Origin of the sequence: Sorangium sp. So ce124 (assembly GCF_051525235.1) — a bacterium.
Classification (GTDB): Bacteria; Myxococcota_A; Polyangia; order Polyangiales; family Polyangiaceae; genus Sorangium; species Sorangium atrum.
In genome coordinates this window covers 1,728,204-1,754,452 of record NZ_CP150312.1, presented here as the reverse complement: position 1 = coordinate 1,754,452, position 26,249 = coordinate 1,728,204, and the positions used below count along the sequence as shown (strand labels likewise).

General features: G+C 71.4%; 28 protein-coding genes. 16 read left to right on the top strand and 12 right to left on the bottom strand.

Annotated elements, in window-relative coordinates; all coding sequences use genetic code 11:
• Positions 1–69 precede the first annotated feature (69 nt).
• A complete protein-coding gene (locus tag WMF19_RS06550; RefSeq protein WP_437898268.1) occupies positions 70–1,779 on the bottom strand; it encodes a WD40/YVTN/BNR-like repeat-containing protein in 1,710 nt (569 codons plus the stop codon).
• 641 nt (positions 1,780–2,420) lie between these two features.
• Between WMF19_RS06550 and WMF19_RS06545 the strand changes: the two genes are divergently transcribed.
• Positions 2,421–4,181, top strand: coding sequence for an RICIN domain-containing protein (locus tag WMF19_RS06545; RefSeq protein ID WP_437898267.1), 1,761 nt, complete (start codon positions 2,421–2,423; stop codon positions 4,179–4,181).
• Between the two features lie 14 nt (positions 4,182–4,195).
• Positions 4,196–5,581, top strand: a complete 1,386-nt coding sequence (locus tag WMF19_RS06540; protein WP_437898266.1) for a WD40/YVTN/BNR-like repeat-containing protein — start codon at positions 4,196–4,198, stop codon at positions 5,579–5,581.
• Positions 5,582–5,630: 49 nt separating this feature from the next.
• Here WMF19_RS06540 and WMF19_RS06535 read toward each other — a convergent pair whose 3' ends face one another.
• Positions 5,631–7,067 carry an FAD-dependent monooxygenase gene (locus WMF19_RS06535; RefSeq protein ID WP_437898265.1) on the bottom strand — a complete coding sequence of 479 codons (1,437 nt, stop codon included), beginning with the start codon at positions 7,065–7,067 and terminating at the stop codon, positions 5,631–5,633.
• Between the two features lie 68 nt (positions 7,068–7,135).
• Between WMF19_RS06535 and WMF19_RS06530 the strand changes: the two genes are divergently transcribed.
• Positions 7,136–7,762, top strand: a complete 627-nt coding sequence (locus WMF19_RS06530; RefSeq protein ID WP_437898264.1) for a TetR/AcrR family transcriptional regulator — start codon at positions 7,136–7,138, stop codon at positions 7,760–7,762.
• 58 nt (positions 7,763–7,820) lie between these two features.
• Here the strand turns inward: WMF19_RS06530 and WMF19_RS06525 are convergent, their stop codons facing one another.
• Positions 7,821–8,378, bottom strand: coding sequence for a DUF3943 domain-containing protein (locus WMF19_RS06525; protein WP_437898263.1), 558 nt, complete (start codon positions 8,376–8,378; stop codon positions 7,821–7,823).
• A 452-nt stretch (positions 8,379–8,830) separates the two neighbouring features.
• A complete protein-coding gene (locus WMF19_RS06520; protein ID WP_437898262.1) occupies positions 8,831–10,375 on the bottom strand; it encodes a PLP-dependent aminotransferase family protein in 1,545 nt (514 codons plus the stop codon).
• Between the two features lie 68 nt (positions 10,376–10,443).
• Between WMF19_RS06520 and WMF19_RS06515 the strand changes: the two genes are divergently transcribed.
• The 3 genes from WMF19_RS06515 to WMF19_RS06505 are packed head-to-tail and all read left to right on the top strand — an operon-like array spanning position 10,444 to position 13,312.
• Positions 10,444–11,694 (top strand): hypothetical protein, encoded by a 1,251-nt coding sequence (locus WMF19_RS06515; protein WP_437898261.1) that lies wholly within the window; start codon positions 10,444–10,446, stop codon positions 11,692–11,694.
• A complete protein-coding gene (locus WMF19_RS06510; protein ID WP_437898260.1) occupies positions 11,691–12,257 on the top strand; it encodes a GNAT family N-acetyltransferase in 567 nt (188 codons plus the stop codon). Before WMF19_RS06515 ends, WMF19_RS06510 begins: the two co-directional genes overlap by 4 nt.
• The gene (locus WMF19_RS06505) at positions 12,257–13,312 is read left to right on the top strand and encodes a hypothetical protein (RefSeq protein WP_437898259.1); all 1,056 of its coding nucleotides are present in this window, start codon (positions 12,257–12,259) and stop codon (positions 13,310–13,312) included. Before WMF19_RS06510 ends, WMF19_RS06505 begins: the two co-directional genes overlap by 1 nt.
• Positions 13,313–13,327: 15 nt before the next feature.
• Here WMF19_RS06505 and WMF19_RS06500 read toward each other — a convergent pair whose 3' ends face one another.
• Entirely contained in the window at positions 13,328–14,755 is a 1,428-nt protein-coding gene (locus WMF19_RS06500; protein ID WP_437898258.1) for a sensor histidine kinase, read from the bottom strand.
• Between the two features lie 272 nt (positions 14,756–15,027).
• Between WMF19_RS06500 and WMF19_RS06495 the strand changes: the two genes are divergently transcribed.
• From WMF19_RS06495 to WMF19_RS06475, 5 genes are all read left to right on the top strand, one after another.
• On the top strand, positions 15,028–16,134 hold the full coding sequence (locus tag WMF19_RS06495) for a substrate-binding domain-containing protein (protein ID WP_437898257.1): 1,107 nt from the start codon (positions 15,028–15,030) through the stop codon (positions 16,132–16,134).
• Between the two features lie 46 nt (positions 16,135–16,180).
• A complete protein-coding gene (modA, locus tag WMF19_RS06490) occupies positions 16,181–17,011 on the top strand; it encodes a molybdate ABC transporter substrate-binding protein (RefSeq protein WP_437898256.1) in 831 nt (276 codons plus the stop codon).
• Positions 17,008–17,817: an ABC transporter permease gene (locus WMF19_RS06485; RefSeq protein WP_437898255.1), complete on the top strand. Its 810-nt coding sequence runs from the start codon at positions 17,008–17,010 to the stop codon at positions 17,815–17,817. Before modA ends, WMF19_RS06485 begins: the two co-directional genes overlap by 4 nt.
• Positions 17,817–18,593, top strand: a complete 777-nt coding sequence (locus WMF19_RS06480) for an ABC transporter ATP-binding protein (protein ID WP_437898254.1) — start codon at positions 17,817–17,819, stop codon at positions 18,591–18,593. Before WMF19_RS06485 ends, WMF19_RS06480 begins: the two co-directional genes overlap by 1 nt.
• Positions 18,594–18,728: 135 nt before the next feature.
• The gene (locus WMF19_RS06475; RefSeq protein ID WP_437898253.1) at positions 18,729–18,959 is read left to right on the top strand and encodes a hypothetical protein; all 231 of its coding nucleotides are present in this window, start codon (positions 18,729–18,731) and stop codon (positions 18,957–18,959) included.
• A 38-nt stretch (positions 18,960–18,997) separates the two neighbouring features.
• Here the strand turns inward: WMF19_RS06475 and WMF19_RS06470 are convergent, their stop codons facing one another.
• From WMF19_RS06470 to WMF19_RS06450, 5 genes are all read right to left on the bottom strand, one after another.
• Complete coding sequence (locus WMF19_RS06470; RefSeq protein WP_437898252.1) at positions 18,998–19,489, bottom strand: Fur family transcriptional regulator; 492 nt, start codon at positions 19,487–19,489, stop codon at positions 18,998–19,000.
• Between the two features lie 104 nt (positions 19,490–19,593).
• Positions 19,594–19,923 carry a DUF3368 domain-containing protein gene (locus tag WMF19_RS06465; RefSeq protein ID WP_437898251.1) on the bottom strand — a complete coding sequence of 110 codons (330 nt, stop codon included), beginning with the start codon at positions 19,921–19,923 and terminating at the stop codon, positions 19,594–19,596.
• Positions 19,924–20,083: 160 nt separating this feature from the next.
• On the bottom strand, positions 20,084–20,338 hold the full coding sequence (locus WMF19_RS06460) for a UPF0175 family protein (RefSeq protein WP_437898250.1): 255 nt from the start codon (positions 20,336–20,338) through the stop codon (positions 20,084–20,086).
• 125 nt (positions 20,339–20,463) lie between these two features.
• Positions 20,464–20,826 (bottom strand): ArsR/SmtB family transcription factor, encoded by a 363-nt coding sequence (locus tag WMF19_RS06455; RefSeq protein ID WP_437898249.1) that lies wholly within the window; start codon positions 20,824–20,826, stop codon positions 20,464–20,466.
• A complete protein-coding gene (locus WMF19_RS06450) occupies positions 20,810–21,328 on the bottom strand; it encodes an SRPBCC family protein (protein WP_437898248.1) in 519 nt (172 codons plus the stop codon). Before WMF19_RS06450 ends, WMF19_RS06455 begins: the two co-directional genes overlap by 17 nt.
• A 108-nt stretch (positions 21,329–21,436) precedes the next feature.
• Here WMF19_RS06450 and WMF19_RS06445 point away from each other — a divergent pair, with 108 nt between their 5' ends.
• Genes WMF19_RS06445 through WMF19_RS06435 form a run of 3 tightly spaced genes read left to right on the top strand, consistent with a single transcriptional unit; the run spans position 21,437 to position 23,079 of the window.
• Positions 21,437–21,766 carry an ArsR/SmtB family transcription factor gene (locus WMF19_RS06445; protein WP_437901601.1) on the top strand — a complete coding sequence of 110 codons (330 nt, stop codon included), beginning with the start codon at positions 21,437–21,439 and terminating at the stop codon, positions 21,764–21,766.
• A gap of 10 nt (positions 21,767–21,776) precedes the next feature.
• Entirely contained in the window at positions 21,777–22,367 is a 591-nt protein-coding gene (locus tag WMF19_RS06440) for an SRPBCC family protein (protein ID WP_437898247.1), read from the top strand.
• A 43-nt stretch (positions 22,368–22,410) separates the two neighbouring features.
• Positions 22,411–23,079, top strand: coding sequence for a glutathione S-transferase family protein (locus tag WMF19_RS06435; RefSeq protein ID WP_437898246.1), 669 nt, complete (start codon positions 22,411–22,413; stop codon positions 23,077–23,079).
• 163 nt (positions 23,080–23,242) lie between these two features.
• Here the strand turns inward: WMF19_RS06435 and WMF19_RS06430 are convergent, their stop codons facing one another.
• Positions 23,243–23,701, bottom strand: a complete 459-nt coding sequence (locus WMF19_RS06430) for a MarR family winged helix-turn-helix transcriptional regulator (RefSeq protein WP_437898245.1) — start codon at positions 23,699–23,701, stop codon at positions 23,243–23,245.
• 62 nt (positions 23,702–23,763) lie between these two features.
• Here WMF19_RS06430 and WMF19_RS06425 point away from each other — a divergent pair, with 62 nt between their 5' ends.
• Positions 23,764–24,333, top strand: a complete 570-nt coding sequence (locus WMF19_RS06425; RefSeq protein ID WP_437898244.1) for a class I SAM-dependent methyltransferase — start codon at positions 23,764–23,766, stop codon at positions 24,331–24,333.
• Between the two features lie 264 nt (positions 24,334–24,597).
• Positions 24,598–25,212, top strand: a complete 615-nt coding sequence (locus WMF19_RS06420; RefSeq protein ID WP_437898243.1) for a DNA-3-methyladenine glycosylase I — start codon at positions 24,598–24,600, stop codon at positions 25,210–25,212.
• A gap of 15 nt (positions 25,213–25,227) precedes the next feature.
• Here the strand turns inward: WMF19_RS06420 and WMF19_RS06415 are convergent, their stop codons facing one another.
• A complete protein-coding gene (locus WMF19_RS06415) occupies positions 25,228–26,124 on the bottom strand; it encodes a cupin domain-containing protein (RefSeq protein WP_437898242.1) in 897 nt (298 codons plus the stop codon).
• Between the last annotated feature and the right edge of the window lie 125 nt (positions 26,125–26,249).

Genomic DNA, 26,249 nt, shown 5'->3' with positions numbered 1-26,249 from the left:
GTCGAGGAGGCTCGCAGTGATGTAGCAGCCGCTCTGTTTCGGACGTATTTCTGAGGAATGTGCGGGCAGTTAACCTGTCGATGCCCCCTGCCGCCGGCGCAGCAGGAGGTTTTCCCCCAGCGCCCACACCTCGGCCCCGTCCCCGCGCACCTCGAACAGCGTGCCCCAGGTGCCGGACGCCTCGCCTCGCCAGGTGTGGCCGCCATCGATGGATCGCAGGAGCACGCCGCCCGCGCCGCACGCCCACAGCGTGCCGGCGTCATCGCCCCAGAGGCTCCTGAGGCTGCCGGAGACCTGGGCCAGCGCCTCCCAGGTCACGCCTCCGTCGCGAGAGCGCAGCACGTCGCAGACGCCCAGTCCACCCGCCACGAAGAGCTCGTCGCCCCTGCCCCAGATCGCGGACAGATCGCGGGAGCTGCCGCTCTCCGCGGCTTCCCACGTGGCGCCGCCGTCGATCGTGCGGACGATGGTCCCGCCGGAGCCCACCGCCACGGCGCGCCGCTCCGGCCCTGCCCAGACGGCGCGGAGGCGCGCCTCGCGCGAGACCTCCAGATCCACCCATCGTGAGCCGTCCGCGTCGAGGCGGCAGACCCGGCCATCGAGGACGGCGAACGCTCTTGTCCCGCCCTGCCCGTGGACCGAGGCCCCGCCGGGATTGCCTGTCACTGCCATCCAGCGGTGTCCGCCGTCCTCGGATCGGATCTGCGAGGACCCCTCGCCGACAGCCAGGATCGCCTCGCCGCTGCCCCACACCGCGATCAGCGCGCCGGCGTCCTCCACGGCGCTCCTCTCCCATGTCTGTCCGCCGTCGTGGGTTCGCGCGATGGCGCCGCCGTCGCCCACCAGAACGACCCTCCCGTGGCCTTGCACCCAGAGGCCCCGGAACTTCCCTCGGACAGGCACCTTTTCCCAGGGGCCGTCGAGCGGCGCGTCCCCTGCCTGGACTGGCACCTTGGTGAAGCTCTTCCCGCCATCGAGGGATCGGGCTGCGGGGCCGTCTCCCACGCACCAGATCGCGCCCTGGTCATCGCCCCACGCCGCGCAGCGGTGCTGATCGGACCGGAGCGCGGTGCGCCTCCAGGTGCGGCCCTCGTCCTCGCTGACCGCCAGGATGCCGCTCTCGCCGGACGCGATCACGAGGCCCGCGGCGCCGAGCCACAGCGCCTTGATCGAGCGCCCGGTCCCTGTGGAATGCGACTCCCAGGAGGCGCCCCCGTCCCGGCTCGCGTGGGCATGGCCGTCGCCGTCGCCCACGATCACGAGCCCGCCTCGCGCGCAGAGCGCCCTCGGATTCCGGCCCGGGACCTTATGACGCGTCCATGTCGCTCCTTGCAGGGTGGCGAGCTGTCCTTCGAGCGCGAGCGCGAGGAAGCGACCCTCGGCGTCGAGCGCGGCGGCCTCCAGGCAGAGGTCTCCGGGGCTCGGCCCGGCTCCCCAGGTCTGCCCGTGATCGCCGGAGCGGAGCACCGTCCCGCCGAGCCCCACCGCGATGGCCTCGCCGTCGTCCCGCAGGGCGACGCCGCGCAGGTCCGCCGTCGCGCCGCAGCCCACGTCCGACCAGCGCCGCCCGTCATCGCGCGATGACAGCAGGGTCCCGCGGTGTCCGGCGGCGATCAGCGCCGCGCCGGCGCCCGCGAGCGCGCTCAGGTCCTGGCGGGTGGCCGTCTGCACCCTCTTCCAGCGCTGGCCGCCGTCCTCCGAGCGGAGCACGTGCCCCTCGGATCCCGCGATGACAATCAGGTGACCTCGTCCCCAGACGGCGCTGTGCCGGATGCTCATCCCGGCCACGATACCAGGCCAGACGAAGCGACGGCCGACAGGGCGCGCCGCGAGCACGCCAATCCACCCACATCGCCGCCCGTGCCCTCACCGGAGAACTCACGAGCTCACCCGCGACCATGGATTGCCACCCTCGCAGCAAATCGCGCAGAACGCCGGCCAAGCTCGCTCGCTCTGCCGAGCGCGAGCGCTCATCCACCGACTCACGCGGCCTCACCGGGGTGGTGTTTTCATGTCCATTCAGGATCTCTCGCGATCCATGCCAGTCGCGCAAACATCATATCAGAGCGGATCACGGGCCGTCCTCACGTGATTGTTTCACCGAGAGAGGCACGCTGCCCGTGTCAAGGCGGTAGCACGTCCTTGGCCGCGGATTTGCTCAGACGTTGACGTCGAAGCGACAGGCACTCGCGAGGGTGCGGGGACGGCAGCACGGCGCGGCGATCGCGAGCGATGGTCGCGCAGATCCGCGAGCGGATCGGCCGTCAATTTACATCAGCAGCGGAGAGGCTGGCGGCGCTTGCGGTCTCTCCTTGGCAGCGCTCCGTCGCGTCGCGCCCGGGCTCCTGAGGGGGATGGTGCGGCGCTCTCCGACATAGGGGAGATGGGCGCATCGGACCGAGCCAGGAAAGGAAGATCCAATGAAGCGCTTCAAGTCACACCTCACCGCGGCTGCCCTCACCGCAGCGTGCGCGTTCGCGCCCGGCTGCCTGAGCATCGACGCCGATGACGAGGGAGCGGGGCCGACCCCGACCGCCTCTGGGACGCTGACCGTCGCCGTCGCCAACGGCGAGGCGCGGTACATGCTGGAGCGGGAAGATGGGGTGTTCGTGCGCCTGAACCTGGACGCGATGACGGATACGGCGCCGGGCGCCGAGCCGTCGACCGACTGGCGCACGGCGAGCGGCTCCCCGGTGGACGTGTTCGGCACCGTGACCGACGACGGCGCGATCGTGGTCGACATGATGCGGCCGGCCGAGGGCATCGGCGAGCTGACGAACGCGCTCGTCACGACCGGGACCAAGCGCGTCCTTGTGCTGCGCGTGCAGTTCGACGGCGGCCAGACGATGGGCACGGAGCAGGACGTACGCAACACCATGGCAGCAGCGGCGACCCACCTGGCGGGCTCGTCGTTCGGCAAGATGCAGCTCGAGTACGACCTCGCCGGCCCGTTCAACATCACCTTTGGCAAGTGCGACGACTACGACCGATGGCAGAACGAGGCCAGGACCGCGGCGAAGAACGCCGGCTTCGATCTGAAGGCGTACCAGCACTACATGATCATGGGGAAGATGGATTGCGGGTACGCCGGCATGGGCGCGCAGCCCGGCAACGCCACCTGGATGGCCGGCCTCTGGCCCGAGGTCGTCGTACACGAGCTCGGCCACAACTTCGGCCTGTGGCACGCCTCCTCGCGGACGTGCCGCAGCGGCGGGGCGACGGTGACGATGAGCAACGACTGCACCTTCGACGAGTACGGCGATATTTTCGACCCGATGGGCGACGGCGGGAAGCAGCACTACAACGCCAACTACAAGGTGAACCTCGGGTGGATCCCGTCGTCGCAGGTCCAGACGGTCACCGCCGACGGGACGTATACGCTCGCCCCGATGACCGAGGCGAGCACCGGGATCCAGCTCCTCCGCGTCAAGGGCCCGAACGACATCATGTACCAGATCGAGTTCCGCCAGCCGGCGGCGACGAACGTCGTCGACTCGCGCAACATCTCCACGAAGGGCCTGCTCATCCATGCGTTCTTCACGCAGTCGCGAGAGAGCGGCCGGGCGCACCTGCTCGACATGGTCCCTGGCGGGAACTTCAGGGACGCGCCGCTCGTCGTCGGCGCTTCTCATCAGCTCTTCGGGACGAACGCGACGCTGAAGCTCCTCTCCGTGTCGGCCACGGGCGCGCAGGTCCAGATCTCCGGCCTGGGCGCCGGCACGGGCGACCCCGGCGGTAATCCCGGCGGCGGCACCGGCGGCGCTGTCGGCCAGAGCCTGGCGGCCCTCCATTCCGGCAAATGCATGAGCGTCAACGCGGCGAGCCTGGACAACGGCGCTACCGTCGTCCAGCGGCCGTGCACCGGGGCGAGCGACCAGCAGTGGCAGGTCGAGATCATCAGCGGCACCACGGCGACCGTGAAGAACGTGAACAGCGGAAAGTGCGCCGACGTGCAGGGGTCCAGCCGGAACAACGGGGCGAACATCACGCAGGCGGACTGCAACAGCGGCAAGAGCAGCCAGAAGTGGGATCTCATCGATCGCGGCAACGGCGTCGTCTCGCTGCGCTCGGTCAACAGCGGGAAGTGCGTGGACGTCTACGGGGCCAGCACCGCCGACGGCGCCAGGCTCGCCCAGTACACCTGTAACAACGGGACGAACCAGCAGTTCCGGCGGCAGTAGCGATCCTCGCTTCGATGAACCGCATCGCCCTCGGGCTCGCCGCCGCCGCGGCGGGCCTCGCCCTCTCCGCCGCCCCGCCCGCGCGCGCCAACGGCCGATACCCCGCCGCCGGCCAGATCCTCGTCGACCCCGCCGATCCCGAGCACATCGTCGTCCGCGCGACCTACGGCGTCCTCACCACGCACGACGGCGGCGAGCGCTGGTCGTGGATCTGTGAAGCGGCCATCGGCTACAGCGGCTTCGAGGACCCCATGCTCGTCGTCACCGCCGACGGCTCGATCCTCGCCGGGCTCTTCGACGGGCTCAGCGCGACGCACGACGGCGGCTGCGACTGGCACATCGCCGAGGGCGCGCTCTCCCGGCACAACATCGTCGATCTGTCGATCGATCGCGCGGATCCCGCGAGCGTCCTCCTGCTCGGCTCCAGCGTCATGGCCAGCGACGCGATCCTGACGCAGGTCTGGGAATCGAAGGACGACGGGCGGACATGGACTCAGGCCGGGGTCGATTTCCCGAGCACGTTCCTCGGCGTGACCCTGGACAGCGCGCCCAGCGATCCGCGGCGCATCTACGTGAGCGGGCGCCGCAACGGCCCCACGTTCCAGGGGATCGTGCGGCGCTCGGACGATCGCGGCGCGACCTGGGAGGAGCTCGACGTCCCTGGCAGCGACGATCGCAACCTGCCGTACCTCGGCGCCGTGGACCCGAACGACCCTGACGTTGTGTACGTGCGCCGCGACGGCGATGGCGCGGACGCCCTGCTGGTCTCGCGGGACGGCGGCGCCACGTGGCGTGAGGTGTTCCAGGCGGCGAGCCTCCTCGGCCTCGCCCTCTCGCCCGACGGGACCGAGATCGCGGCAGGCAGCGATCTGGACGGCCTGTGGGTCGCGCCGACGGATACCCTCGAGTTCACCCAGGTTGGGCAGCTCGGCGTCCGCTGCCTGACGTGGACCACGCGGGGCCTCTTCGCCTGCGCCGACGCGCCCGTGGACGGCTTCTCCGCCGGCATTTCCACGGACGGGGGCAGGACGTTCTCGCCGCTCATGACGTTCGACCGGCTCTGCGGCGCGCCGGCGGCCTGCGGGGTCGACGGCTCGACAGGCCAGACCTGCCCCAACCTCTGGCCGGCGACCGCGCGCTTCATCGGCGCCGCGGCGTCGTGCGAGGCCGGCGCCGGCCCGGGCGGCGCCGCGGGCGCGGGCGGGAGCGCGGCGAGCGCCGGCGGGGGCGAGGCCGGCGCGGGCGCAGCCGAGCCGAGCGCCGGCGGCGGCTGCTCCTGCGAGGCGTCGGGCGGGGGGCGCGCCGGGGTGCTCCTGAGCTGCCTCGCCGCGGCCGGCGGCGCGCTCCTGCGCGCGCGGCGGCACGGACGCCGCCGCGCGCAGGCACCGAGGGCGCGGTGACGGCCCGGCTGTTCCCGCGCCGGGTGCTGGACTGGCACGTCGCTCCGATTCAGAACCAGCGCGCGAGCGCGTCGTCGAGCGACTTCGATGACGCGTCTGTCCACGCGATGCAGCCATCGGGGCGGACGAGCATCGACGGGCCGTCCTTGGTGCGTGCGTGGTGCACGTCGTGCGGCAGTGACCGTTCCGAAGGGGAGATGAAGAGGCCGCCGCCTCTCTCCATCAGCGCGTAGAGCCGCTCTTCGCTGCCGTCTTCGAGCGTGAGGAGCTGGTCCTTCGCGAGCGTGCCGACGAGCGGGTCGTCGTCGCCGAGGTCGTAACGAATGCCGACGCCCGTGAGCATCTCGCCGAAGTAGCGATTGCCTTCAGGCAGCTTCATGAGGTCGCTCACGATGGCGCGGAGCGCGCTCGTGAGCGGGTCGGGGCGCATGAGCGCGACTTGAGCGCGGGTATTCTCGAGGACGCTCGCAGCCACGGGATGGCGCTCGGCGGTGTACGAGTCGAGCAGATGCTCGCGCCCCTTCACCGCCGCGGCGAGCTTGAAGCCAAGGTTCGCGGCGTCGACGAGGCCGAGGTTCAAGCCTTGGCCGCCGAAGGGCGAGTGGACATGCGCGGCGTCACCGGCGAGAAAGACGCGGCCCATCCGGTAGGTCGTTGCTTGGCGCGCGTTGTCGGTCCAGCGCGTCGCCATCGTCATCGACAGGATCTTGACGTCTGTGCCGCTCACGCGCTGGATCGCCGCCTCGACCTCGGCTCGCGTGATCGGCGCATCCCGATGGGGCGGCGGCCCGTTGAACTCCGCCGTGAAGACGCGCCCCGGCATCGGTCCGGACGCGACGAGGCCGCGCGGCGTTCGGTGCCAACCCGTCGGGAGCTTCTCGGGCATATCGAGCTCGACGAGCGCCTGATAGCCGGTGATGGTCGGATCCGTGCCGGGGAACTCGAAGCCGGCGAGCTTGCGGACGCGGCTCCGGCCGCCGTCGCAGCCGACGAGGTACTTCGCGCTCAGCGGGCCCGCGCTCGTCTGCACGGTCACGCCGTCGTCGTCCCGCTCGAAGCCTTCCACCGTGATGCCGCGACGGAGCTCGATCCCGAGCTCCGCCGTGCGCGCGCTCAGGATCTTCTCGAGCGCCTCCTGCGGCACGAGACGCATGTGGCGCTCCGGGTCGCGCTGGAGGCTCCCATCGATCAAGAACAGGCCAGAGAAATGGCCTCCCGGCCTCTTCACCGGTCCGGGCCCGAAGCGCGCCTTCAGCGCCGGCATCATCGCCGCCATGGCGGCACGGCGCTCGTCGTCGAGCGCGCGCGCGAGCCCGCGTCGCTCCAGCGCCTCGGCTGCCACCGCGCCGACCCCGGCGGCCTTGATCGTGCGGTCGGGCTCCACGAGCCGCTCCAGCACGAGCGGCTTCACCCCCGCGGTCGCGAGCTCGATCGAGAGGAAAAGCCCCACGGGGCCGGCGCCTACGATGACCACGTCGTGAGTCATGACGCGAATATTGGACCTGGTAAAATTTTGTGCAAGCAGAATTTTTGTCTTAGTCTAAGATTTCATCCATGGGCGAGCTCCGGGAAAGCAAGAAGCGCGAGACCAGGCAGCGGATCTCCGACGTCGCGACGGCGATGTTCTTCGCGCGCGGCTTCGACGCGGTGACGGTCGAGGAGATCGCCGCCGCCGCGAACGTCTCCAAGATGACGGTGTTCAACTACTTCGCGCGCAAGGAGGACCTCTTCCTGGATCGCGAGGACGAGGTGAAGCTGCTCTTGCGCGAGGCAATCGGCGAGAGGCCGCAAGGGGAGTCGCCGCTCGACGCGCTCCGCCGCCTCGTCGACAGGCTGTGCGAGCGGAGGCATCCGTTCGCTCGCGTCGACAGCCAGACGGTGGGCTGGTGGCGCGTCGTTGCGGCGAGCCCGTCGCTCAAGGCGCGCCTCCGCGAGATGGGGGACGAGGTGGTCGAGGGGCTCGCGGTCGATCTCGCTGGTCCGAAGCCCGATGGCCTCGCGCGGCTCGTCGCCGGCATGGTCGTGCTGACGTGGCGCACGGCTTACGCCGAAGCGATCCGCGTGTTCGAGCGCGGAGGCTCGGCGAAGAAGGCGAACGCTGCGTTCATCGCGTTGATCGATCGCGGCTTCGCGGCCGTTCACGGGATGGCGGCGAGCTCGAGCTGGCAGACGACCGGATGACCCATCCGCCGCCGGCCGAGGAGGAGACGCCGTTCAACCACTCTCCATCGAGCAGGGATCAGCAGCCGAAGACCCCGGCGCCCCGCTCGATCTCGCCGAACGGGTCCATGAGGGCGCGCACGATCAGGCGCGCAGGCGCGCTCTCGATGCCCCCCGCCGCGCGCCAGGTCGCGTACCGGAGCTCGCCTAGGAGGACGCCAGCGAGCGGCGTATAGACGAGATCGAGCGCCGAGGGCCGGACGCCGTTGGCCTCGTAGCCGTACTCCCAGAGGTGGGTGCCGGCGACGGCGAACGCGACCGCGGCCGGGGCGCCGAAGCGGCATATCCGCGCCCTGAGGTACATCTCGCTCCCGAGCAGGCCGTGGCCGACCACGTTGATCGGCCACGGGTCGTGATCCCACCGGAAGGCGGGCTGATCGGGGTCGAAGAGCGGCGGCTTCGTGAGCGCCTCGCCATAGTGGTATCCCCACCGCTCCACGCGGAAGTCGGCGAAGGGGTCGGGCCACAGCGCCGCCTCCACGCTGCGGGTCACCGTGAGCACGGCCAGGGTGTGCACGATCGGCGGCGCCCAGAGGGGCTCCACGGCCTCGGCCGCGGCGGCGCGCGGCCACAACACCTGGGGCTCCCCCGCGGCAGGCGCGCGCTCCTGCAACGGGGCCGGGAGGCTCGACGGGAAGGCCGACTCAGCCGGAGGAACCGCCGTGGTCCGGCCAGCGCACGCGGAGACCAGGACGGCGAGGGAAGCGGCGGCGCACAGGCGGATCGGGGCCATTGGGGAGCGGCCGCGGCGCGCGGTGGGTGCGGCGACCAGACCCAAGTCTAGAGCGACAGACGGGTTGAAGCCGCCTTCGAACAGCAAAAAGTTGAACTACCAAGCATGAAGTTGAACCGCCAAGTCGCCAAGGACGCCAAGAAGGCATGAAAATGAACCGCCAAGTCGCCAAGAAGGCATGAAAATGAACCGCCAAGTCGCCAAGGACGCCAAGATTTCAATCTCTTCTTGGCGTCCTTGGCGACTTGGCGGTTTATTTCTCCGATTTCCAAGCTGGGCGCCGCGCCGCCGGCGCTTCATCTCGCCTCGCCCGCCCCGATCGCCCCCACCACGACGGCCGCCAGCGTCCGCGCCGCGTCCCGGAGCGCGCTCTCCGAGTGCGCGCCGAACCCCAGGATGAGCCCGGGCGCGCGGGCCGAAGCGCGCGCCGCCGTGCTGCGCGAGAGCGGCTGCGCGTCCACGCCACGCGCCGCGAGCGCCTGGACGATGGCGACGTCGTCCGCGCCCGCGGGCAGGTCGAGCGTCAGCACCGAGCCCCCCGCGGGCGCACGCGCCCGGACGGCGCTCGGCAAGAGCAGCCCGAGCTCCGCGAGCAGGAGGTCGCGCCGGCGCCGCGTCGCCTGCTTCAGCTTCCGGAGGTGGCGCGCGAAGTGGCCCTCGTCGATGAAGTCGGCGAGCGCGGCCTGCAGCAGGTAGGGCGGCGAGCGCGTCGACGCCGCGCGCACCGCGGCCACGGCGCGCACCAGCGCGGGCGGCACGATCATGAAGCCGAGCCGCAGGCCCGGGAACAGCGAGCGGCTGAAGGTCCCCACGTGGATCACGCGATCCTTCACGCCCTCGAGCTCGAGGCTGAGGAGCGAGGGCAGCGGGGTGCCGTCGAACCGCAGCTCGCCCTCGTAGTCGATCTCGACGACGACGGCGCCCGCCCTGGCGGCCCAGGACAGGAGCTCGATGCGCCGCGGCAGCGTGAGCCGCGCGCCGGAGGGGAACGCGTAGGCCGGCGACACGAAGGCGGCCCGCGCGCGCGGCGCGCCCCGACGTCGATGCGCGCCGACGTGCACCCGGAGCCCGTCCTCGTCGACAGGGATCGGGATCGGCCGCGCGCCCGCCATGCGCAGCGCCGCGCGGAGGGCGAGCGGCCCCGGGTCCTCGACCCAGGCGGCGTCGCCCGGGTCGAGCAGCGCGCGGCAGCACAGGTCCACCGCGGCCTGGGAGCCCTCCGTGATGAACACCTGGTCGACCGTCGCGCGCACGCCCCGGGCCACCGCGATGTGGTGGAGCACGGCGCGCCGGAGCAGCGGCGCGCCCCGCGGATCGTGGTCGAGCGCGTCGGCCGCCGACATCGAGCGGACGCGGCGCGCGAGGCACCGCTCGAAGATGCGCCACGGGAGCAGCTCGAGGTCCGGCAGGCCGACGCCGAAAGGGCGCGAACGGGCGCGGCTCTCGAGGAGCGCGTCGAGCTTGTCGGGGGGCACCACCGCCGCGAGGCGCCGCGCGCTCTTCGACAGGCGCGGCGCGGAGGCCGCGGGCTGGGCGCGGGCGGCGCCCTGCCACCCCCCGCGCGCCGGCACGTGGGCGACGACAGGCGCCCGCCGGGGGCGGACCACGATGGTGCCGTCCGCGGCCAGCGCCTCGTACGCCGCCGCCGCCGTGTTCCGCGACACGCCGAGCTCCCGCGCGAGCTCGCGGGACGACGGGAGCAGGTGCTCTGGCTGGAGGACGCCCTCCAGCACGGCGCGGCGCAGCTGCTCGACCAGCTGGGCGGCCAGGGTCGCGGGCGCGCCGCGCTGGAGGCGGAGGAAGGCGTGGGCGGCGTGAGAGGCGGAGCGCGCTGGCACCATCGAAAACGGCTGATCTGGACCTTTCCAGGGTGCCAGATCCGGGGCACGCTGTCGACGAGGAGCCAGCCATGCCCACCGCCGATGACGACCCCACGACGCCGTTAACCGCTCCCTCGCGGCGACCGCTCGAAGGCGACAAGACCGGCGAGCTCTCGTCGCGCATCGCCCGCCGCGCGGCCGAGGCGCACGCCGGCCAGCCGCTCGATCGGCTCCTCGCCGAGGAGCTCCCGGGCAACGAGCTGACAACGCTCCTGCTCCATTGCCTGCGCCGGCGCGCGCTGCGGCGGAGCTTCGCCGACGTCCTCGATCACGCGGAGCGCGCGCCCATGACGCACGCCTCGACGGCGGACGCCCGGAGGCTGCACGCCCTCGACGCGGCGGCGTACACAGCGGCGGCGGGCTTCGAGGCGGTGGATCTCGCCCCCATCGGACCCCTCGGCGCCACCGCGTGCGCGGGCGTCGAGCCGAACAACGTGCTCGCGACGGTCCGCTTCGCAGAGGTCGCCGCGGATCCCACGACGGGCCTCGCGCTGCACGCCGCGCGGCGCCGGCGCGGGACCCGGGGCGGTGAGCCGCTGCGGTTCTGCGCGAGCCAGCGCGTCCTGCGCATGCAGCCCACGACCCAGCCGGGCTTCACGCCGCACTTCCGCCTGTTCGCCCTCGCGACGGCGGCCCGCTCGCCGGCGCGGGGCGAGGACGACGCGTGCGAGCGGCGCGCCCTGCTGGAGCACCTCCTCGTCTGGGCCGACCTGGTCCGCGCGCTGCCGCACGCGGGCTTCCGCGCCGCGGGGCTGCGCGTCGTGCTCTCCGACACGTCGCTGGTCCGCGCGAGCCTCGGCGCGCGCGGTGTGGACGCGGACGCGATGACGCGGCGGGCGAAGGCGCACGAGCCCGGGTCGTCCGAGGCGGCCCTGCGCGAGGCCGCCGTCGATCTGCCGCGGAGCGCGGCGGATCTCGTGGGGGCCGCGCGGTCCCTCGGCCTCGGCCCCGAGCTCATCGCGCGCGCCGAGCGCTGGGTCGCCGAGGTGAGCGAGCCGCTCACCCGCGCGCGCCCGGAGGTCGAGGTCGCCTACGATCTCGCGCGGCTGCAGGGGCTCGGCTACTACGCCGGGCCGTTCATCCAGCTCATCATCCGGCGGGACGACGGCCTCGAGCTCCCGATCGGGGACGGCGGCGCCTTGTCGTGGCTCGGCGCGCTGCTCTCGAACCGCCGGGAGCGGATGGTCGCGACCGGCATCGGGAGCGAGATCCTCGTGAAGCTCTTCGATCGATCGGAGGCTCGGGCCGGCGAGGCTCGACCGGAAGGAGCGACCCCATGATCCTCGAACTGCCCGCGTTCACCCTGCGCCCCTGGGCTGCGGTCGACGTCGACGCGCTCGTGAAGAACGCGAACGACCGCCGCGTCTGGGCGAACCTCCGCGATCGCTTCCCGCACCCGTACACGCGCGAGGACGCCGAGGGCTGGATCGCGCACTGCGCCGCGAACGCGCGGCCCGGAGAGGGCCTGGCGATCGTGGTCGCCGGCGAGGCGGCCGGCGGCATCGGCCTCGAGCGCCTCGACGACGTGCACCGGCACACCGCGGAGCTCGGCTACTGGCTCGGCGCGGCCTACTGGGGCCGCGGGCTGGCGACCGAGGCGGTGATCGCGCTGACGCGGTACGGCTTCGAGCAGCTGGGCCTCGAGCGCATCCAGGCGGGCGTCTTCGACTGGAACGGGGCGTCCGCCCGCGTGCTCGAGAAGGCGGGCTACGCGTTCGAGGGGCGGATGCGCCGCCACGTCGTGAAGGACGGGCGGGTGGGTGACGTGCTGCTCTACGCGCGCGTCCGGGAGGGCGCGCTGGCCGGCGCCCCGCGGGGAGGCGCGGGGTTAGACTGCGCCTGATGGCCTTCCGCGAGCCCGCCTTCCACCCCGCCTCGGGCAGCGTCCGCTACGGCCCGTTCCCTGTCCGCACCGGGCGCCTCGCCTTCGCGCTCTTGCTGGTCCTCGTCGCGCTCGTCGTCGCGCTCGTGGCGCTCGCGCAGGATCACCTGACCTGCACGCCGGGCGCGACGTGCGTCGTGACGCGCGCGTTCCCGTCGAGGACGCTCTGGTTCCCGATGTCGGCGCTGCGCGACGCGCGCGTCGACATCGAGCGGGGATCGAAGGGGGGCAGCCACGGGATGGTGATCCTCGTCATGGACGACGGGCGCGAGCTCCCCCTGCAGCGCGTGACCCCCGAGAGGGCCGCCGAGGTCGGCGCGGCCATCCGCGCGGGCCTCTCGAGCGAGCAGCGGATCGACGTCACGCTGCGCGGCCCGTGGTGGACCTTCCCGTTCGCGCTCGGGATGCTCGCGATCACGCTCTCGATGGCTCGCTCGGCCGCCAAGGGCCTCGGGCGTTTCCGGCTCGACGTCACGCGCGGCGGCGCCGCGCTCCGCGTCCAGCGCTATCTCCTCGCGATCCCGGTCTCGTCCCGCGAGGTCTCCCTCGAGGGCGTCGCCGACGTGCGCGTCGAGCGCGGAACGCTCGGCGAGGGGTGGCTCAACAAGGGAGAGGCGCCCTCGCCAGCCGGGCGCATCGTCCTCGTCGACCGCTCCGGCGCGACGCGCCCGCTCACGGACGCCTTCTTCCCCGGCGAGGCCGTACACCTGCGCGCGGCGTCCGATCTGCGGGAGATCCTCGACCTCGAGCGCCGACGCCACGGCGTCGAAGAGCAACTCGCATCGCTGCCGCGCGTCGTGACGCCGCGAGGGGCGCGCGTCGCGGCGCTGTGGACCGCCGCGGCCGTCGGCGCGGTCGCCGGACTCGCGCTCTTCGGGCTCACCGGCGTCGCGCTGGGCCTGCTCCGCACGCGCGATCCGCTCGAGGTCTGGCACATCGCGGCAGGCGGCGGCGGTGGAGCGATCGCAGGCGTCGCGCTCACCGTCTATCTCACACGCAGTCGGCCGCCGCGCTGAGGGCCGATCGACGTCTCACCCGCGCGGGCGGTCGTCGCCTTTCGCTGGCGGCGCCGGCGCCTCTGCCGCCGCGGGCGCCTCGTGTCCCGCCGCCTCGGCGATCGGGAGCGTGAAGTAGAACCGGGCGCCCTGCCCGACCTCGCTCTCCACCCAGATGCGGCCGCCGTGCGCGTCGACGATCCCCTTGGCGATGTAGAGCCCGAGGCCGGTGCCCTTCTTCCCGGGCGTCTCGTCCTTCCAGAACCGCTCGAAGATGCTCGTGAGGTTCTGGGAGGGGATCCCTGGTCCCGAGTCGAGGACCGCGAAGCGGGCCATCGCCCCGTCCCGGTCCACCGAGAGGGTCACCTGGCCGCTCTGGGGCGTGAATTTCAGCGCGTTCCCGACGAGGTTCGACAGCACCTGGAGCACGCGCTCCCACTCCGCGCGGATCACGAGCCCGGGCTCCTTCAGGGACTGCTCGAACCGGACCTGCTTCGACTCGGAGAGCGGCCCGAACATCTCCATGGTCTCGTGCAGGAGGTCCTCCACCGCGCACGGCTTCGGCGTCACCGAGAACGTGGAGGCCTGCATCGTCGTCACGTCGAGCATGGTCCTGATGAGGTGCTCCATCCGCAGGGAGACGTGCTCGATCGACTCCGCTTGCTGCCGTGTCCGCTCGGAGTCGGCTCCCCTCCGCAGCAGCGCGGCCTTCAGCGCGATGGCGCCGAGCGGGTTGCGCAGATCGTGGGCCACGATGCCCATGAGCTCGTCGCGGGCCGCCAGCGCCAGGCGCGCGGCGTCGCGCGCCTCCCGCGCCTTGTGGTACGGGCCGCCGAGGAGCTTCGTGAAGTACCAGGCGATCCCCAGGCCGGCCACGACCAGCAAGCCCAGCAGGCCATCGAGCCACACCTCCAGCCGGACTCGCTCCACCTTCGCGTCATCGTAAAGCTGCTTGAGGAGGGCTTGCTTGTGGTCGACGAGGCGGGCGAGGGAGCCCTCGAGATCGCGGTGGAGCGGCCTCAGCTCCTCATCGAACCGACGCACGAGCTCGCGCGCGTCCTCGGTCCGCTGCCGGGCGGCGAGCAGCTCTCCCTGCATCCGGACGAGGCGCCTGGCCGCCTGCTCGACCTCGGCCACCCGCTGGAGACCGGTCGGGCTGAGCGCATGGTCGCGGAGCGCTCTGACGTGCTCGTCGAAGCGCGCCCTGGCGATCTTCGCCTGCTCGAGGAGCTCGGGATCGCCGGAGATGAGGTAGCCCCTGCCCTCGGACACGATGAGCTCGCTGCTCCACCCGAGCCGCTCCACGAGCGTGATCTCGTGCTCTTTGGCGCGTAGCCGATCGATCTGAGCCTCGGCCACGGACGAGAAGCGCCGCACCGAGAACGCCATGCCGAGCGCCAGGAGCAGGGTGAGGATGGCGTAGCCCATCCTCGCCGTGGCCTCGAAGCTCGTCCGCGTCGGCATGACCGAAGTTCCGTCCTCTCGACGGGCGTCGGCGGATCCGTGGGGCTGAGCCACTCCGCGAAGGCTAGGCCGCGTTGCACGAAGAGCAAGGCGCCCCGGCGCCACACAGGCCGGCAGGACGCGCTCCGGCGGCGAGCAGGAGCGTGGCAGGACGACACGCGACGAGCAGGGCGGCTCGACCTGTAAGAGCTCGACCTGTCAGGGGACGAGGAGCGCCTCGAGGCCGCCAGCGGATGACAAGCAAGCGTTCCTCGGTGTAAAGAGTGTGCGTCATGACGGACCGAGCGGCGAACCGGGTTCGCGAGCGGCGCGAGGCGCGCGGGCTGTCCCAGGTGGCGCTCGCCGAGCGCGCCCGCCTCACGAGGCAGAGCGTGGGCGCCATCGAGGCGGGCCGCACGACCCCGGCGGTCGACGTCGCGCTGCGCCTCGCGAGCGCCCTCGACTGCTCGGTCGAGGACCTCTTCGGGGAGCCGAGCGCGGCGGCGGATCTCGCGACCGAGACCGACGCTCCGGCGGCGCTGGGCCGCGCTGCGGTCGCGCGCATCGCGGACCGCTGGGTCTCCTACCCGCTCGAGAAGGACGCGGTGCGGATGGCCGCGGACGGCATCGTGACCGGCGAGCGGCGCGGGAGGGCCGTCGTCGAGCCCCTCCGGGCGCTCGCCGAGGTCGAGGAGAACGTCGTCGTGATGGGCTGCGCGGCCGGCCTCGGGCTGCTCGCCGACCGCCTCAACACGAGGCCCGGGCCGGGGCGGTTCCTCTGGTTCCCCCGCTCGAGCACCGCGGCCCTCCAGGCGCTGGCCCGGCAGCGGACCCACGTCGCGGGCGTGCACCTCGTCGACGCGCGCACCGGCGAGGCGAACGTCGCCGACGTCCGCCGGCTCGGGCACGCCGAGCCGATCGTCCTCATCACGCTGGCGCGCTGGGAGGCGGGCCTCATCGTTCGCCGCGAGGACGCGGATCGCATCCGCGGCGCGGCCGACCTCGGCCTCCCCGGCCTGCGCCTCGCCGGCCGCGAGGCGGGCGCCGGCGCCCAGCGGCTCCTCGAGCGCGAGGTGCGCGGCCACGGGCTGCCGCTCGAGCTCGCCCGCAAGCCGCAGCTGCGGGTCGCCGGCCACCTCGACGTCGCGCGCGCCGTGGCGATGGGCGCGGCGGACACCGGCGTCGCGACGCGCGACGCGGCGATGGCGTTCGGGCTCGGCTTCGTGCCCCTGGCCGAGGAGCGTTACGACCTCGCGGTCCCGCGCGAGAGGCTCGACGACGGCAGGGTGCAGCGCCTGCTCGACGTCCTCGTCTCAGGGGAGTTCCGCCGCGAGCTCTCGGCGCTCGCCTACGACGCTCGCCAGGCGGGCGAGCGGGTCGCCGAGGTGCGAGCGGCATGACGGCGCGACCCGAGCCACGGAACGACGGACCCCAGGAGTCTCCCGGATGAAGTACCCCCGACAACAGCTGTTGCGAGCCCTCCCCTTCCTGCTCCTCGCGGCGTGCCTCGCCGTCCTCGGCGGCTGCGAGCGCTCGGAGCCGGCGTCCGCCCAGCGAGAGGACAAGCTCGTCGTCTTCGCCGCCTCCTCCCTCCGGGACGTGTTCACCGCGCTGGGAGAGGACTTCAAGCGCTCTTATCCGGGCGTCGATGTCACGTTCAACTTCGCCGGCACGCAGGAGCTCCGCACGCAGCTCGAGCACGGCGCCGCGGCCGACGTGTTCGCCTCGGCGGATCAGCGCCACATGGACGAGCTCGTGAAATCCCAGCGCGCCGCGGGCCCCGTCGTCTTCGCGCGCAACGAGCCCGTCCTCGTCGTCGCGAGCGAGAGCGCCGCGACCATCCGGGGTCTCGCCGACCTCCCCGCCGCGGCGCGCATCGTCATCGGCACGCCCGAGGTCCCGATCGGCCGTTACACGCTGCAGATCCTCGATCGCGCGTCGGCCTCCCTGGGCGCGGATTTCCGCGCGCGCGTGGAGTCCAAGGTCGCCTCGCGCGAGCCCAACGTGCGGCAGGTGCTCGCCAAGGTGCGCCTCGGGGAAGCGCAGGCGGGCGTGGTCTACCGGACGGACGCGCAGGCGGCGCAGGACGGCGTGGTCGTCGTGGCGATCCCGCCCGAGGTCAACGTCATCGCCGAGTACCCGATCGCCGTCGTGTCCGGCGCCGCGCACCCCGAGCTCGCGCGCGCGTGGGTCGACCTCGTGACTTCGGAGGCCGGCCGGACGGCGCTGTGGCGCGCCGGGTTCCTCGTGCCTTCCGGGAGCGGCGCGCCTCGGTGAGCGGGCGCCTCCGCGCGGAGCGGGTCGCCCTGGCCGCGGTCGGCGCGGTCCTCGTGGCCTTCCTGGCCGTCCCGATCCTGGCCTTGTTCGCGATGGCCACGGCGGGGGACGTCGAGCAGGGGCTCCGCCACCCCCTCGTGTGGCCCGCGCTGCGCCTGAGCCTCCTGACGACCTCCGCGAGCCTCGCCGTCGTGGTCGTCCTGGGGACGCCGCTCGCCTGGACGCTCGCGCGCTCGCGCGGGCGGCTCTCGCGCGCGGTCGAGGCGGTGGTGCAGCTGCCCATCGTCATCCCGCCCGCGGTCGCGGGCGTCGCGCTGCTGCTCGCGTTCGGCCGCCGCGGGCTCCTCGCCGGGTGGCTCTACCCCGCGGGGTGGTCCGTTTCGTTCACGACGACGGCGGTCGTCGTCGCCGAGGTGTTCGTCTCGGCGCCGTTCTTCGTGCAGGCGGCGACCAGCGCGTTTCGAAGGGTCGACCCGAGGCTCCTCGTGGTCGCGCGGACCTTCGGCGCGTCGCCGCTCCGGGTGTTCTTCCGCGTGGCGCTGCCGCTCTCGGCCCCTGGGCTCGCCGCGGGGGCCGCGATGAGCTGGGCCCGCTCCCTCGGCGAGTTCGGCGCGACGCTCATGTTCGCCGGCAACCTGGAGGGGCGGACGCAGACGCTGCCGCTCGCCATCTACACGGCGCTCGAGTCGGAGCTGCGCGCCGCGCAGGCGCTGTCGATGGTCCTCGTCGTCGTGGCGTTCACGCTGCTCCTGTTCGTGCGGGCCGTGCTGCGGCGCTCCACCGAGCGCCCCGGGGAGGCGCCGTGATGGCCGCGGAGCGCCTCCGCGCCCGCGTGACCGCGCGCGTCGGGCGCCTGCGCATCGACGCCGATCTCGACACCGGCGACGGCTCGCTCGTCCTGGTGGGGCCGAACGGCGCCGGGAAGACGACCTTGCTCTCGCTCCTCCTCGGCGTCTTGCCCGTGGAGCGAGGGCGCGTGGAGGTCGGCGATGCCGTGCTCCTCGACACGTCGGCCGGGATCGACGTGCCCGTCGAGCAGCGCGGGATCGGCTATGTGCCCCAGGACTACGCGCTGTTCCCGCACCTCAGCGTCCGTGAGAACGTCGAGTTCGCGGTGCGGAGCGCTCCCTCACGGCGGAGGGGCGCCGCCGACGCCGAGGTCGTCGACGCCATGCTCGACGAGCTCGGCATCGCCGCGCACGCCGACCGGCGGACGCAGGCGCTCTCCGGAGGCGAGAAGCAGCGCGTGGCGCTCGCGCGCGCGCTCTCCGTGGGCCCGCGGGCGCTGCTCCTCGACGAGCCGCTCGCCGCGCTCGACGTCCACTCGCGCCGCGAGGTCCGGGCGTTCCTCTCGGACTACCTGCGAACGCTCGCCCTGCCCACCGTCGTCGTCACGCACGACGCGACGGACGCGCGGCTCCTGGGAGATCGCATCGCCGTCCTCGAGGCAGGGCGCGTGACGCAGGCCGGCACCTGGGAGGAGCTCTCCGCCCGACCGGCGTCGCCCTTCGTCGAGGAGTTCGTCGCCGCGGCGCGCAGCGCCGGCGATTCGCCGCGCTCCAGACGCGCGGATTCAGCCTGAAAATTCAGCAAGGAGCAGCGAACACCCTCTTTCACGGCCGGATCCCCGGTCGCGAGGCCATCCGCCAGTCGCCTCCTGCGCGATCATATTGAAAATGAGAATCATTCGCGTTACCGTCTCGCTCGGGAGGTCGACTTGTCAAACCCGAAGGACTGTCGTCACGAAACCCTCGCGTACAACGGTGTCGCGCACGTCCAGCGGTGCCTGGACTGCGGGGGTATCTCGATTCACCTCGGCCCAGTCTCCGTCCGGCTCGACGATTCCAGCCTGGAGGCGCTGTGGGCCGTGCTCGGAGAGGCCGCCGCAGAGCTCCACGCGCGGAGGACGCCCGAGGTGATGAACGTCATGAGGCGAGGTGTCGCGTGAGGGTCGCGCTGCGGCGCAGGCAGGGCGCCTCTCGCGCGTCAGCGCTCGACGCCCGCAGCGCTGCAGTCCGTGCAGATCCCGAGCAGCTCGTGGACGTGGCCCGTCAAGCGGAAGCCGAATCTCTCCGCGACATCGCGCTGAAGAACCTCGATCGCCTCGAACTCGAACTCCACGACCTTGCCGCAGCGTATGCAGATCAGATGGTCGTGATGTTCACGCTCGAACGCCCGCTCGTACCGCGCGCCGTCGCCCTTCGACACGAGCGTCATCTGGAGGAGCCCCGCTTCAACCAGGAGCGGTAGGACCCGGTAGACCGTGGCGGGGTGGGCATCGACGACGCCGCTCTCGCGGAGCTCCTTCAGCAGGTCGTCGACCGAGAAGTGGCCTCGCCGCAGGAGCGCCGCGCGCGCGATGGCGTCGCGGACCGACGACCCCTTCAGGCCGCGCTGCCGCACCGTGCGCCGCAGCCGCTCCAGCGCCCTTTCGAGGCCGGCCTCGTCGAGCGCGGGCGGCTGGGTCACGTGGCGCACGCGGCGAACTATACGAACCGTTCGCAAGATGGTCAACGCTGGCCCAGCATCTCGGCGGGGCGATGCGGCATCCTGTACTGGAGTTCGCCTGCCCGGCGCCGTCGTCAGTCCGCCTCTCCCGCTCTCTCCAGCACCGCACGAAAGACGGGTGTGGCCAGACGAAACCCGAACGTTTGCAGGCGCTCCAGCTCCGGACGGACCAGGTCGAGAAGCCCGCGCTCCTTCGCGATCACGAGGACGCCAGCCGTTCCGGTGATGTGCAAGCCCAGGGATGCCGCAACAGTTCGCGCGTATCCGTCGTCCAGAAGGACCAGCGACCCCGGGAGCGACCGCGAGAGCGCTATTCCCTCAGTTTCCCCGGCGCCAAGCCCGTCGATCCCCTGGAGCGCGTGAGCAGGGGGCGATCGCAGCTCGATCCAGTCCAGGGTGGTCACGTCGGGCAGATCCCTGCCCAGGCGAAGCCCTACGTTGAGCTCTGCGACGACCGCAGGGGGACGAGCAAGCGCCGATAGAGCTGTTGCAGAAGCTCGATCCGCCCCAGTCGGTGAAGGTAGCTCAGCGGCCCCGTATCGCTGATCACCGCGACCGGAAGCGTCATCTCGCCGCCGTCTTGGCAACATCCACATCGGCCGGGTCGAACGCCGCGGTAGGGATGCCGATCTCCGCGAGCCGGGCGGCGAAGCGAAAGCGCTCCATGCATGCGATTTCGGCGGCCTTGGCCAGCGACACCCGGCCTTCCTCGTAGAGGCGGATCGCGGCGGCGAAGGCGATCTCGGACGCTAGCCGTTCGGCCGGCACCTGCAGCGCTGCGCAGAGGTCGTCGGGTACCGTCAGGGCGACGATGGTCATGCCTCAGTATCGCGCGAAGCGCCCCGGTGTCGAGGTCGGCTCGGGGGCCACAGCCGGCGTCCGCGTTGCGATTCTGGGCGGCGCTCGACTGCCGCGCCCGAATGCTTGCGCTGCAAGCCGCTCTCTTATGGTGCTCCCCGTTTCCGCGGCGGAGGCGACGGAGGCTCCTCGACCATCCGACGCAGGCGCTCGAGCGCGCGATCCCAGCCTGCGGAGATCCCGTCGAGGAACACGCGGGCTTCCTCGATCCGCCGCGGCTCGAGCGCGTAGAGGACCTCGCGCCCGCGCCGCTCGTGCGTTACGAGGCCCGCGCCCTCGAGCACCCGAAGGTGCTTCACGATCGCCTGTCGCGTCACCTTCGCTCCGTCGGAGAGCGCGGTCGCCGACAGCGCCCCTCCGGCCCCGAGCCTGGTCACCACCGACAGCCGCGTCCCGTCGCCGAGGGCGAAGAAGACGTCAGCGACCGCGTGTTCACACGCCGTCGACATACTTCGCGATGTTCTCGGCCTGAGCGGCCCATCCCCCCTCGTTCATGCGGAACGCGCGCTCGCGTCGATGCGCTGGCACACGGTCGAAGCCGGACTCCACGATGGTGAGCAGCGTGCCTTCAGCGACCTTCTCGAGGCGGAACTCGACGAGCGTCGTCGGCTCGTTTTCCGGGTCGGCCTCGGCGTCGATGCCATACGGGATCCAGCGAAAGCTGAAGTACCGCTCCGGCTCGATGCGCTCCACCGTGCAGAACACCGCGCCCTTCTCGGGGAGCTTCACCTTCGAAGGCCGGAGACCGCGGCTCTTCTGGTAGTCGATGATGGCGGCTTCATTGAGCTCCTCGTCGAAGATGCCGATGAGCGTCTTGCCGGCGGCGAACTCCCCCACCAGCTCGACGCCGAACCAGCGCCCGAACTCCCGGGCGTCGGCGATCGCCCGCCACACGCGTGACACGGGCGCGCGCAGCGTGACCCGCTTCTCGATCCTGTCCGTCGATGCCATGTGCAACCTCCTGGATGCACAATATCGAGCCGCGCCACGAAGTGCAACCAAATGATTGCACCTCGCCCTTCGCTTGACTTCCGGGCATCGATCCACAACCATATGGTTGTGGATTCGCTGAGCACGACGTTGGCCGCCCTGAGCGACGCCACCCGGCGCGCGATCCTCGTGCGGCTCAAGACGGGGCCTGCGTCGGTGCACGAGCTGGCGCAGCCGTTTCAGATCTCGCAACAGGCCATCTCCAAGCACCTGGCAACCCTGGAACGAGCGGGCCTGATCGAGAAGCGGCGCGACGGGCGGCAGCACGTTTGCCAGCTCAAGCCCGCGCCGATGCGCGAGGTGGCGACCTGGGTCGAGCAGTACCGGCAACACTGGGAGGACGCGTTCGACCGACTGGACGACCTCCTGCACAAGCTGCATCCGCCGAAGAAAGGATGATCCCGTCATCATGCAATCTCCTCGAGTCCCTCATGAGCCCACGGTCCTCATCGAGCGCACGTTCGATTTTCCGCGGGACGTGGTGTTCGATGCGTGGACGAACCCCGACCTGCTCGCGCGCTGGTTCGCGCCGCGGGGGTGCACAATCCGCTTCGCGCGGATCGACATCCGGCCGGGAGGAGGCTTCCACTCGTGCATCCACAACCCGCAGTTCGGCGATTGCTGGACCATCGGTGTCTATCGCGAGGTCGTGCGGCCGGAGCGGCTCGCGTTCACCATGCGCATCGCTGACGCGAACGGGAATCCCGTCTCTTCCGAGAGCCAGGGGCACGATCGGGACTGGCCGGAGGAGACGCTCGTGTCGATCACCTTCATCGCTCGAAACGGGCGGACGCTCGTGAGGCTCGAGCAGAACGTGAGCGAGGCGCTCGCTCGCCGGACAGGCGCGCACCCGAGCTGGCTCCAGATGCTGGACGCGCTCGGCGAAGAGCTGGCGAGGGGCGCGAAGAGACCCGGCCAGAACATCGTTCAGGTTGATCTTGCGGCAATCTCGGGCGCTCCGACGGAAGGCTCGACGGTGTCGCCGGATCATGATTGCTAGAAGACACGAACCGCTTGAAGACACGCGAATCAGCGAGGCCGCCATGACGACGCCGATCCTCTACGCCCACCCCTTCTCATCCTACTCCCAGAAAGCCTTCATCGCCTTCTACGAAAAGGACATCCCTTTCGAGCTGCGCGTGCTGGAGCCTTCCAATCCGCAGGCCGGCGCGGAGCTGGCGGCGATCTGGCCGCTCGGCAAGTTCCCTGTGCTCAGGGTCGGCGACCTCACCCTGTGGGAGGCGAGCATCGTTGTCGAGTGGCTCGACCAGGCTCATCCGGATCCTGCCCGCCTGATCCCGCCCGATCCGGCCGCCGCGCTCCAGGTGCGGAAGTTCGACCGCATCTTCGACAACTACGTCATGAATACGATGCAGGTGATCGTGAACAACCGCATCCGCGCCATGCAGTCCAACCCGCGCGACGAGTACGGGGAGGTTCTGGCCCGCGCCACCCTGGACAAGGTCTACGCCTGGCTCGACGGCGAGCTCGCCGGCCGCACCTGGGCGACAGGCGAGGCCTTCACCCTCGCCGACTGCGCCGCCGCCCCGTCGCTGTTCTACGCCGACTGGGTCCACCCCTTCGACGACCGCCCGAACCTGCGCGCCTACTACCGCCGCCTGCGTGAGCGCCCGTCCGTCGATCGCGCTGTGGAGGGCGGCCGCCCCTACCGCCACTACTTCCCGGGCGGCGCGCCGACCGATCGCGACTAGAATACCTATCACGTTGCTCAGGCGAGAACTGAACCGCCAAGGCGCCATAAGACGCCATAAGAACAACAAAATACCTTGGCGCCTCATGGCGCCTTGGCGTTCAAAACGCTGCGCTTTTCAGGCAGTTTCAACCCGTTTGTTCCTCTAGACGGCGCCTGGCGCTTCAGCCCGCGGCAGGGTCGTCGAGGTTCTCCACCACCCTTCGCAACGTCGCCATCAGCGCGGCGCGCTCCCGCTCGCTCACGCCCGACATCGCGCGCTCGACCACCCGCTGCATCGCGCTCATCACCGCGGGAAGGCGGGCCTTGGCCCTGGCCGTGAGCGACACCCGACGTGCGCGGCCGTCGACCGGGTCAGGCGCGCGCACGATCAGCCCGTCGCGCTCCATCCGGCCGAGGAGCGCCGCCATCGTCGGCTGCTCGACGTGGGCGCGCTCGAGGAGATCCCTTTGCAGGAGAGGACCGTTCTCCTCGAGGGCGATGATCACCGGGAGGTAGGCCATCCCGAACCCGAGAGGGCGGAGCTGCTCCTCGAAATGGCGCATGATCAACCGCGAGGCGTGGTTGACCCAGAAGGTGGGCACGGACTCGGGCGCCCACGCGGGGCCTCCCTTGACTTTCATAGCATGCGATATACATGGGTGATGTTCCGAAGGCAACAGCAACCCGAACCCCGGAAGACCCCATGCCATCCACGACCAGCGCCTACTTCGACCGCGCCTATCGCCGCCCCCTCACCCTGTGGGGAGATATTCGGATCCCTCCTGAGATCGCCGCGCTCGTGCGCCGAGGAGCGCCGAACGGCGTGCTCGATCTCGGGTGCGGCGTCGGCCGCTTCTCGCGTTACGTCGCCCAGCAGGGGCTCCGCGTCACCGGCGTCGATTTCTCCCCGGTCGCCATCGCCAAGGCGCGCGCCCGCGTGGCCGCGGACGAGATCCGGCCGGACTTCCTCGTCGGCGACGTGACGAACCTGGACGCCCTCAGCGGCCCCTTCGATGTGTCGTTCGACGTCGGCTGCTTCCATTGCCTCGACGCGACCCAGCAGGGCCTCTATGTATCGGAGATCTCCCGTCTCCTCGCCCCGGGCGGCACCCACCTGATCTGGGCGCTGGACGCGGCGCCGGCCGGCATCCCGCTCGACGCCGCCGCAGTAGAGGCGACGTTCGCGCCTCGCTTCGCGCTGCGCGACGCCAAGGCGAGCCGCAGGCGCCTTCTCCGATCGCACTGGTACTGGCTGGTCCGTTCGGCGGAGTAGCTCGCGCCGCCCAGATACATAGCACGCTATCATTAACGCATGCGACGATCGTCGATTCCGTCACCTTGAACCAGTTGCAGAAGGGGCCCACGGCGAGGGCGGACGCAGCGACGCTTGACGGTCCAGGGCAACCGTCCTACTAGATCGCCTCTCCCCGGCTGCGACAGCGGCCATCCGGCGAGGCGACGCTGTGAGCAACCCGACGACGCGCCCTCAGATCGTTCGAGTCGACGAGCGGCTCGGTTTCCTGCGAGGCGAGGCGCCATGAGCACGGCGACGATCGTGGGGCCCGACGGCCGAGCGCGTTGCCGCTGGTCCGGCGCAGCGCCGGAGTTCATCGACTATCACGATCTCGAGTGGGGGTTTCCTGTCAGCGACGACCGCCGCCTGTTCGAGAAGCTGAGCCTCGAGGGCTTCCAGTCCGGGTTGAGCTGGCGCACCATCCTCGCCAAGCGTGAGAGCTTCCGCGCTGTGTTCCACGGCTTCGACTTCGACAAGGTCGCTCGCTTCACCGGGCGGGACGTCGAGCGGCTCCTCGGAGACGCGCGGATCATCCGCCACCGCGGCAAGATCGAGGCCGTCATCCACAACGCGCGATGCGCCAGAGAGCTCGTCGAGCGTGAGGGCTCGCTGGCGGCGTTCCTCTGGCGCTACGAGCCCCAGGCGGAGCGGCTCGCGCCCCCGCAGACCGTATCGACCTCGCCGGAGTCGGTCGCCCTCTCGAAGGACCTGAAGAAGCTCGGCTGGAAGTTCGTCGGCCCCACGACGGTGTACGCGTTCATGCAGGCGATGGGGCTGGTGAACGATCACGTCGAGGGCTGCGTCATCCGAGGGGAAGTCGAGCGGTCGCGCGAGAGATTCAAGCGTCCCCGGCGCTGACGGCTCGAGCAGCGGCTAGCCCGCGCGCGCGTAGTGACTCGGAGGCTGGCCTACGTGTCGGCTGAACGCCGTGCTGAAGGTGCTCGCGGAGCCGTAGCCGACGCGCTCGGCGACCTCGGCGATCCCGAGGTCGTGGCGGCGGAGCAGATCCCTCGCGACGGCCATGCGCAGGGCGAGCAGGTATTCCATCGGCGGCAGGCCGACGGTGCGGGTGAAGCGCTCGAAGAACGTCGAGCGCGAGAGCGCCGCCGTCTTCGCGAGCTCGGCCATCGTCCACGAGCGCGAGAGCTGGCCGTGCATGTGTCGTATCGCCGGCGCGAGCCGCGCATCGGCCAGCCCGCGCAGGAGCCCCGGAGGCGCGTCGTCGCCTGAGGTCGACCGCAGCGCCTCGATGAGCATCACCTCCACGAGCCGCGTGAGCACGAGGTCGCGACCCGCCTTCTGCTCGTTCGACTCCTCGCCGACGAGCCGCACAAGCACCGAGAGCCGCTCGACACCGCGCACGTGCACCAGCGCCGGCAGCAGCGACACCATGAGGGCCGCGTCCGGCGAGTCGAAGACGAAATAGCCGCCGAGCAGCCGCGCGTCGGGGCGTCCGCCGCGCGTGCCGTGGCGGACCTCGCCCGTCGGCGCGGGCGCGATCTTGGGGTCGATGCGCTCTGGCCGCACCGGATCGAAGCCCGACAGCGTGAAGCCCGGCGTCGCCGGCAGGAGCACGAAATCACCTGCCTCCAGCGTGACGGCGCGCTGACCGTCGACAGCGAGACGGCAGCTGCCCTCGAGCACGGCAGAGAAGCTCGGCTGGCCGAAATCCGAGTAGCGAACACCCCAGCGGCCGGCTCCGCTGATGACCTTCGAGAACACGGCGCGCGGCTGGAGCAGCGCGATGACTTCGGAGAGAGGGTCGCTCACGTCCGGACTCTAGCAAACGAAATACGGACTGTGCATCATAGATCGTCCGGCGTGCCGCGACTACTTTACCCTCATCAACGCCGCGCGCGCCGCGGCAGAGGGGTCGATATGAAGGCGACGGTTGG

Coding starts and splice junctions, on each gene's coding strand:
- WMF19_RS06550 (WP_437898268.1), bottom strand. CDS start 1,779: ATGAGCATCCGGCACAGCGCCGTCTGGGGACGAGGTCACCTGATTGTC.
- WMF19_RS06545 (WP_437898267.1), top strand. CDS start 2,421: ATGAAGCGCTTCAAGTCACACCTCACCGCGGCTGCCCTCACCGCAGCG.
- WMF19_RS06540 (WP_437898266.1), top strand. CDS start 4,196: ATGAACCGCATCGCCCTCGGGCTCGCCGCCGCCGCGGCGGGCCTCGCC.
- WMF19_RS06535 (WP_437898265.1), bottom strand. CDS start 7,067: ATGACTCACGACGTGGTCATCGTAGGCGCCGGCCCCGTGGGGCTTTTC.
- WMF19_RS06530 (WP_437898264.1), top strand. CDS start 7,136: ATGGGCGAGCTCCGGGAAAGCAAGAAGCGCGAGACCAGGCAGCGGATC.
- WMF19_RS06520 (WP_437898262.1), bottom strand. CDS start 10,375: ATGGTGCCAGCGCGCTCCGCCTCTCACGCCGCCCACGCCTTCCTCCGC.
- WMF19_RS06515 (WP_437898261.1), top strand. CDS start 10,444: ATGCCCACCGCCGATGACGACCCCACGACGCCGTTAACCGCTCCCTCG.
- WMF19_RS06510 (WP_437898260.1), top strand. CDS start 11,691: ATGATCCTCGAACTGCCCGCGTTCACCCTGCGCCCCTGGGCTGCGGTC.
- WMF19_RS06505 (WP_437898259.1), top strand. CDS start 12,257: ATGGCCTTCCGCGAGCCCGCCTTCCACCCCGCCTCGGGCAGCGTCCGC.
- WMF19_RS06500 (WP_437898258.1), bottom strand. CDS start 14,755: ATGCCGACGCGGACGAGCTTCGAGGCCACGGCGAGGATGGGCTACGCC.
- WMF19_RS06495 (WP_437898257.1), top strand. CDS start 15,028: ATGACGGACCGAGCGGCGAACCGGGTTCGCGAGCGGCGCGAGGCGCGC.
- modA (WP_437898256.1), top strand. CDS start 16,181: ATGAAGTACCCCCGACAACAGCTGTTGCGAGCCCTCCCCTTCCTGCTC.
- WMF19_RS06480 (WP_437898254.1), top strand. CDS start 17,817: ATGGCCGCGGAGCGCCTCCGCGCCCGCGTGACCGCGCGCGTCGGGCGC.
- WMF19_RS06460 (WP_437898250.1), bottom strand. CDS start 20,338: ATGACCATCGTCGCCCTGACGGTACCCGACGACCTCTGCGCAGCGCTG.
- WMF19_RS06455 (WP_437898249.1), bottom strand. CDS start 20,826: ATGTCGACGGCGTGTGAACACGCGGTCGCTGACGTCTTCTTCGCCCTC.
- WMF19_RS06450 (WP_437898248.1), bottom strand. CDS start 21,328: ATGGCATCGACGGACAGGATCGAGAAGCGGGTCACGCTGCGCGCGCCC.
- WMF19_RS06440 (WP_437898247.1), top strand. CDS start 21,777: ATGCAATCTCCTCGAGTCCCTCATGAGCCCACGGTCCTCATCGAGCGC.
- WMF19_RS06435 (WP_437898246.1), top strand. CDS start 22,411: ATGACGACGCCGATCCTCTACGCCCACCCCTTCTCATCCTACTCCCAG.
- WMF19_RS06430 (WP_437898245.1), bottom strand. CDS start 23,701: ATGAAAGTCAAGGGAGGCCCCGCGTGGGCGCCCGAGTCCGTGCCCACC.
- WMF19_RS06425 (WP_437898244.1), top strand. CDS start 23,764: ATGCCATCCACGACCAGCGCCTACTTCGACCGCGCCTATCGCCGCCCC.
- WMF19_RS06420 (WP_437898243.1), top strand. CDS start 24,598: ATGAGCACGGCGACGATCGTGGGGCCCGACGGCCGAGCGCGTTGCCGC.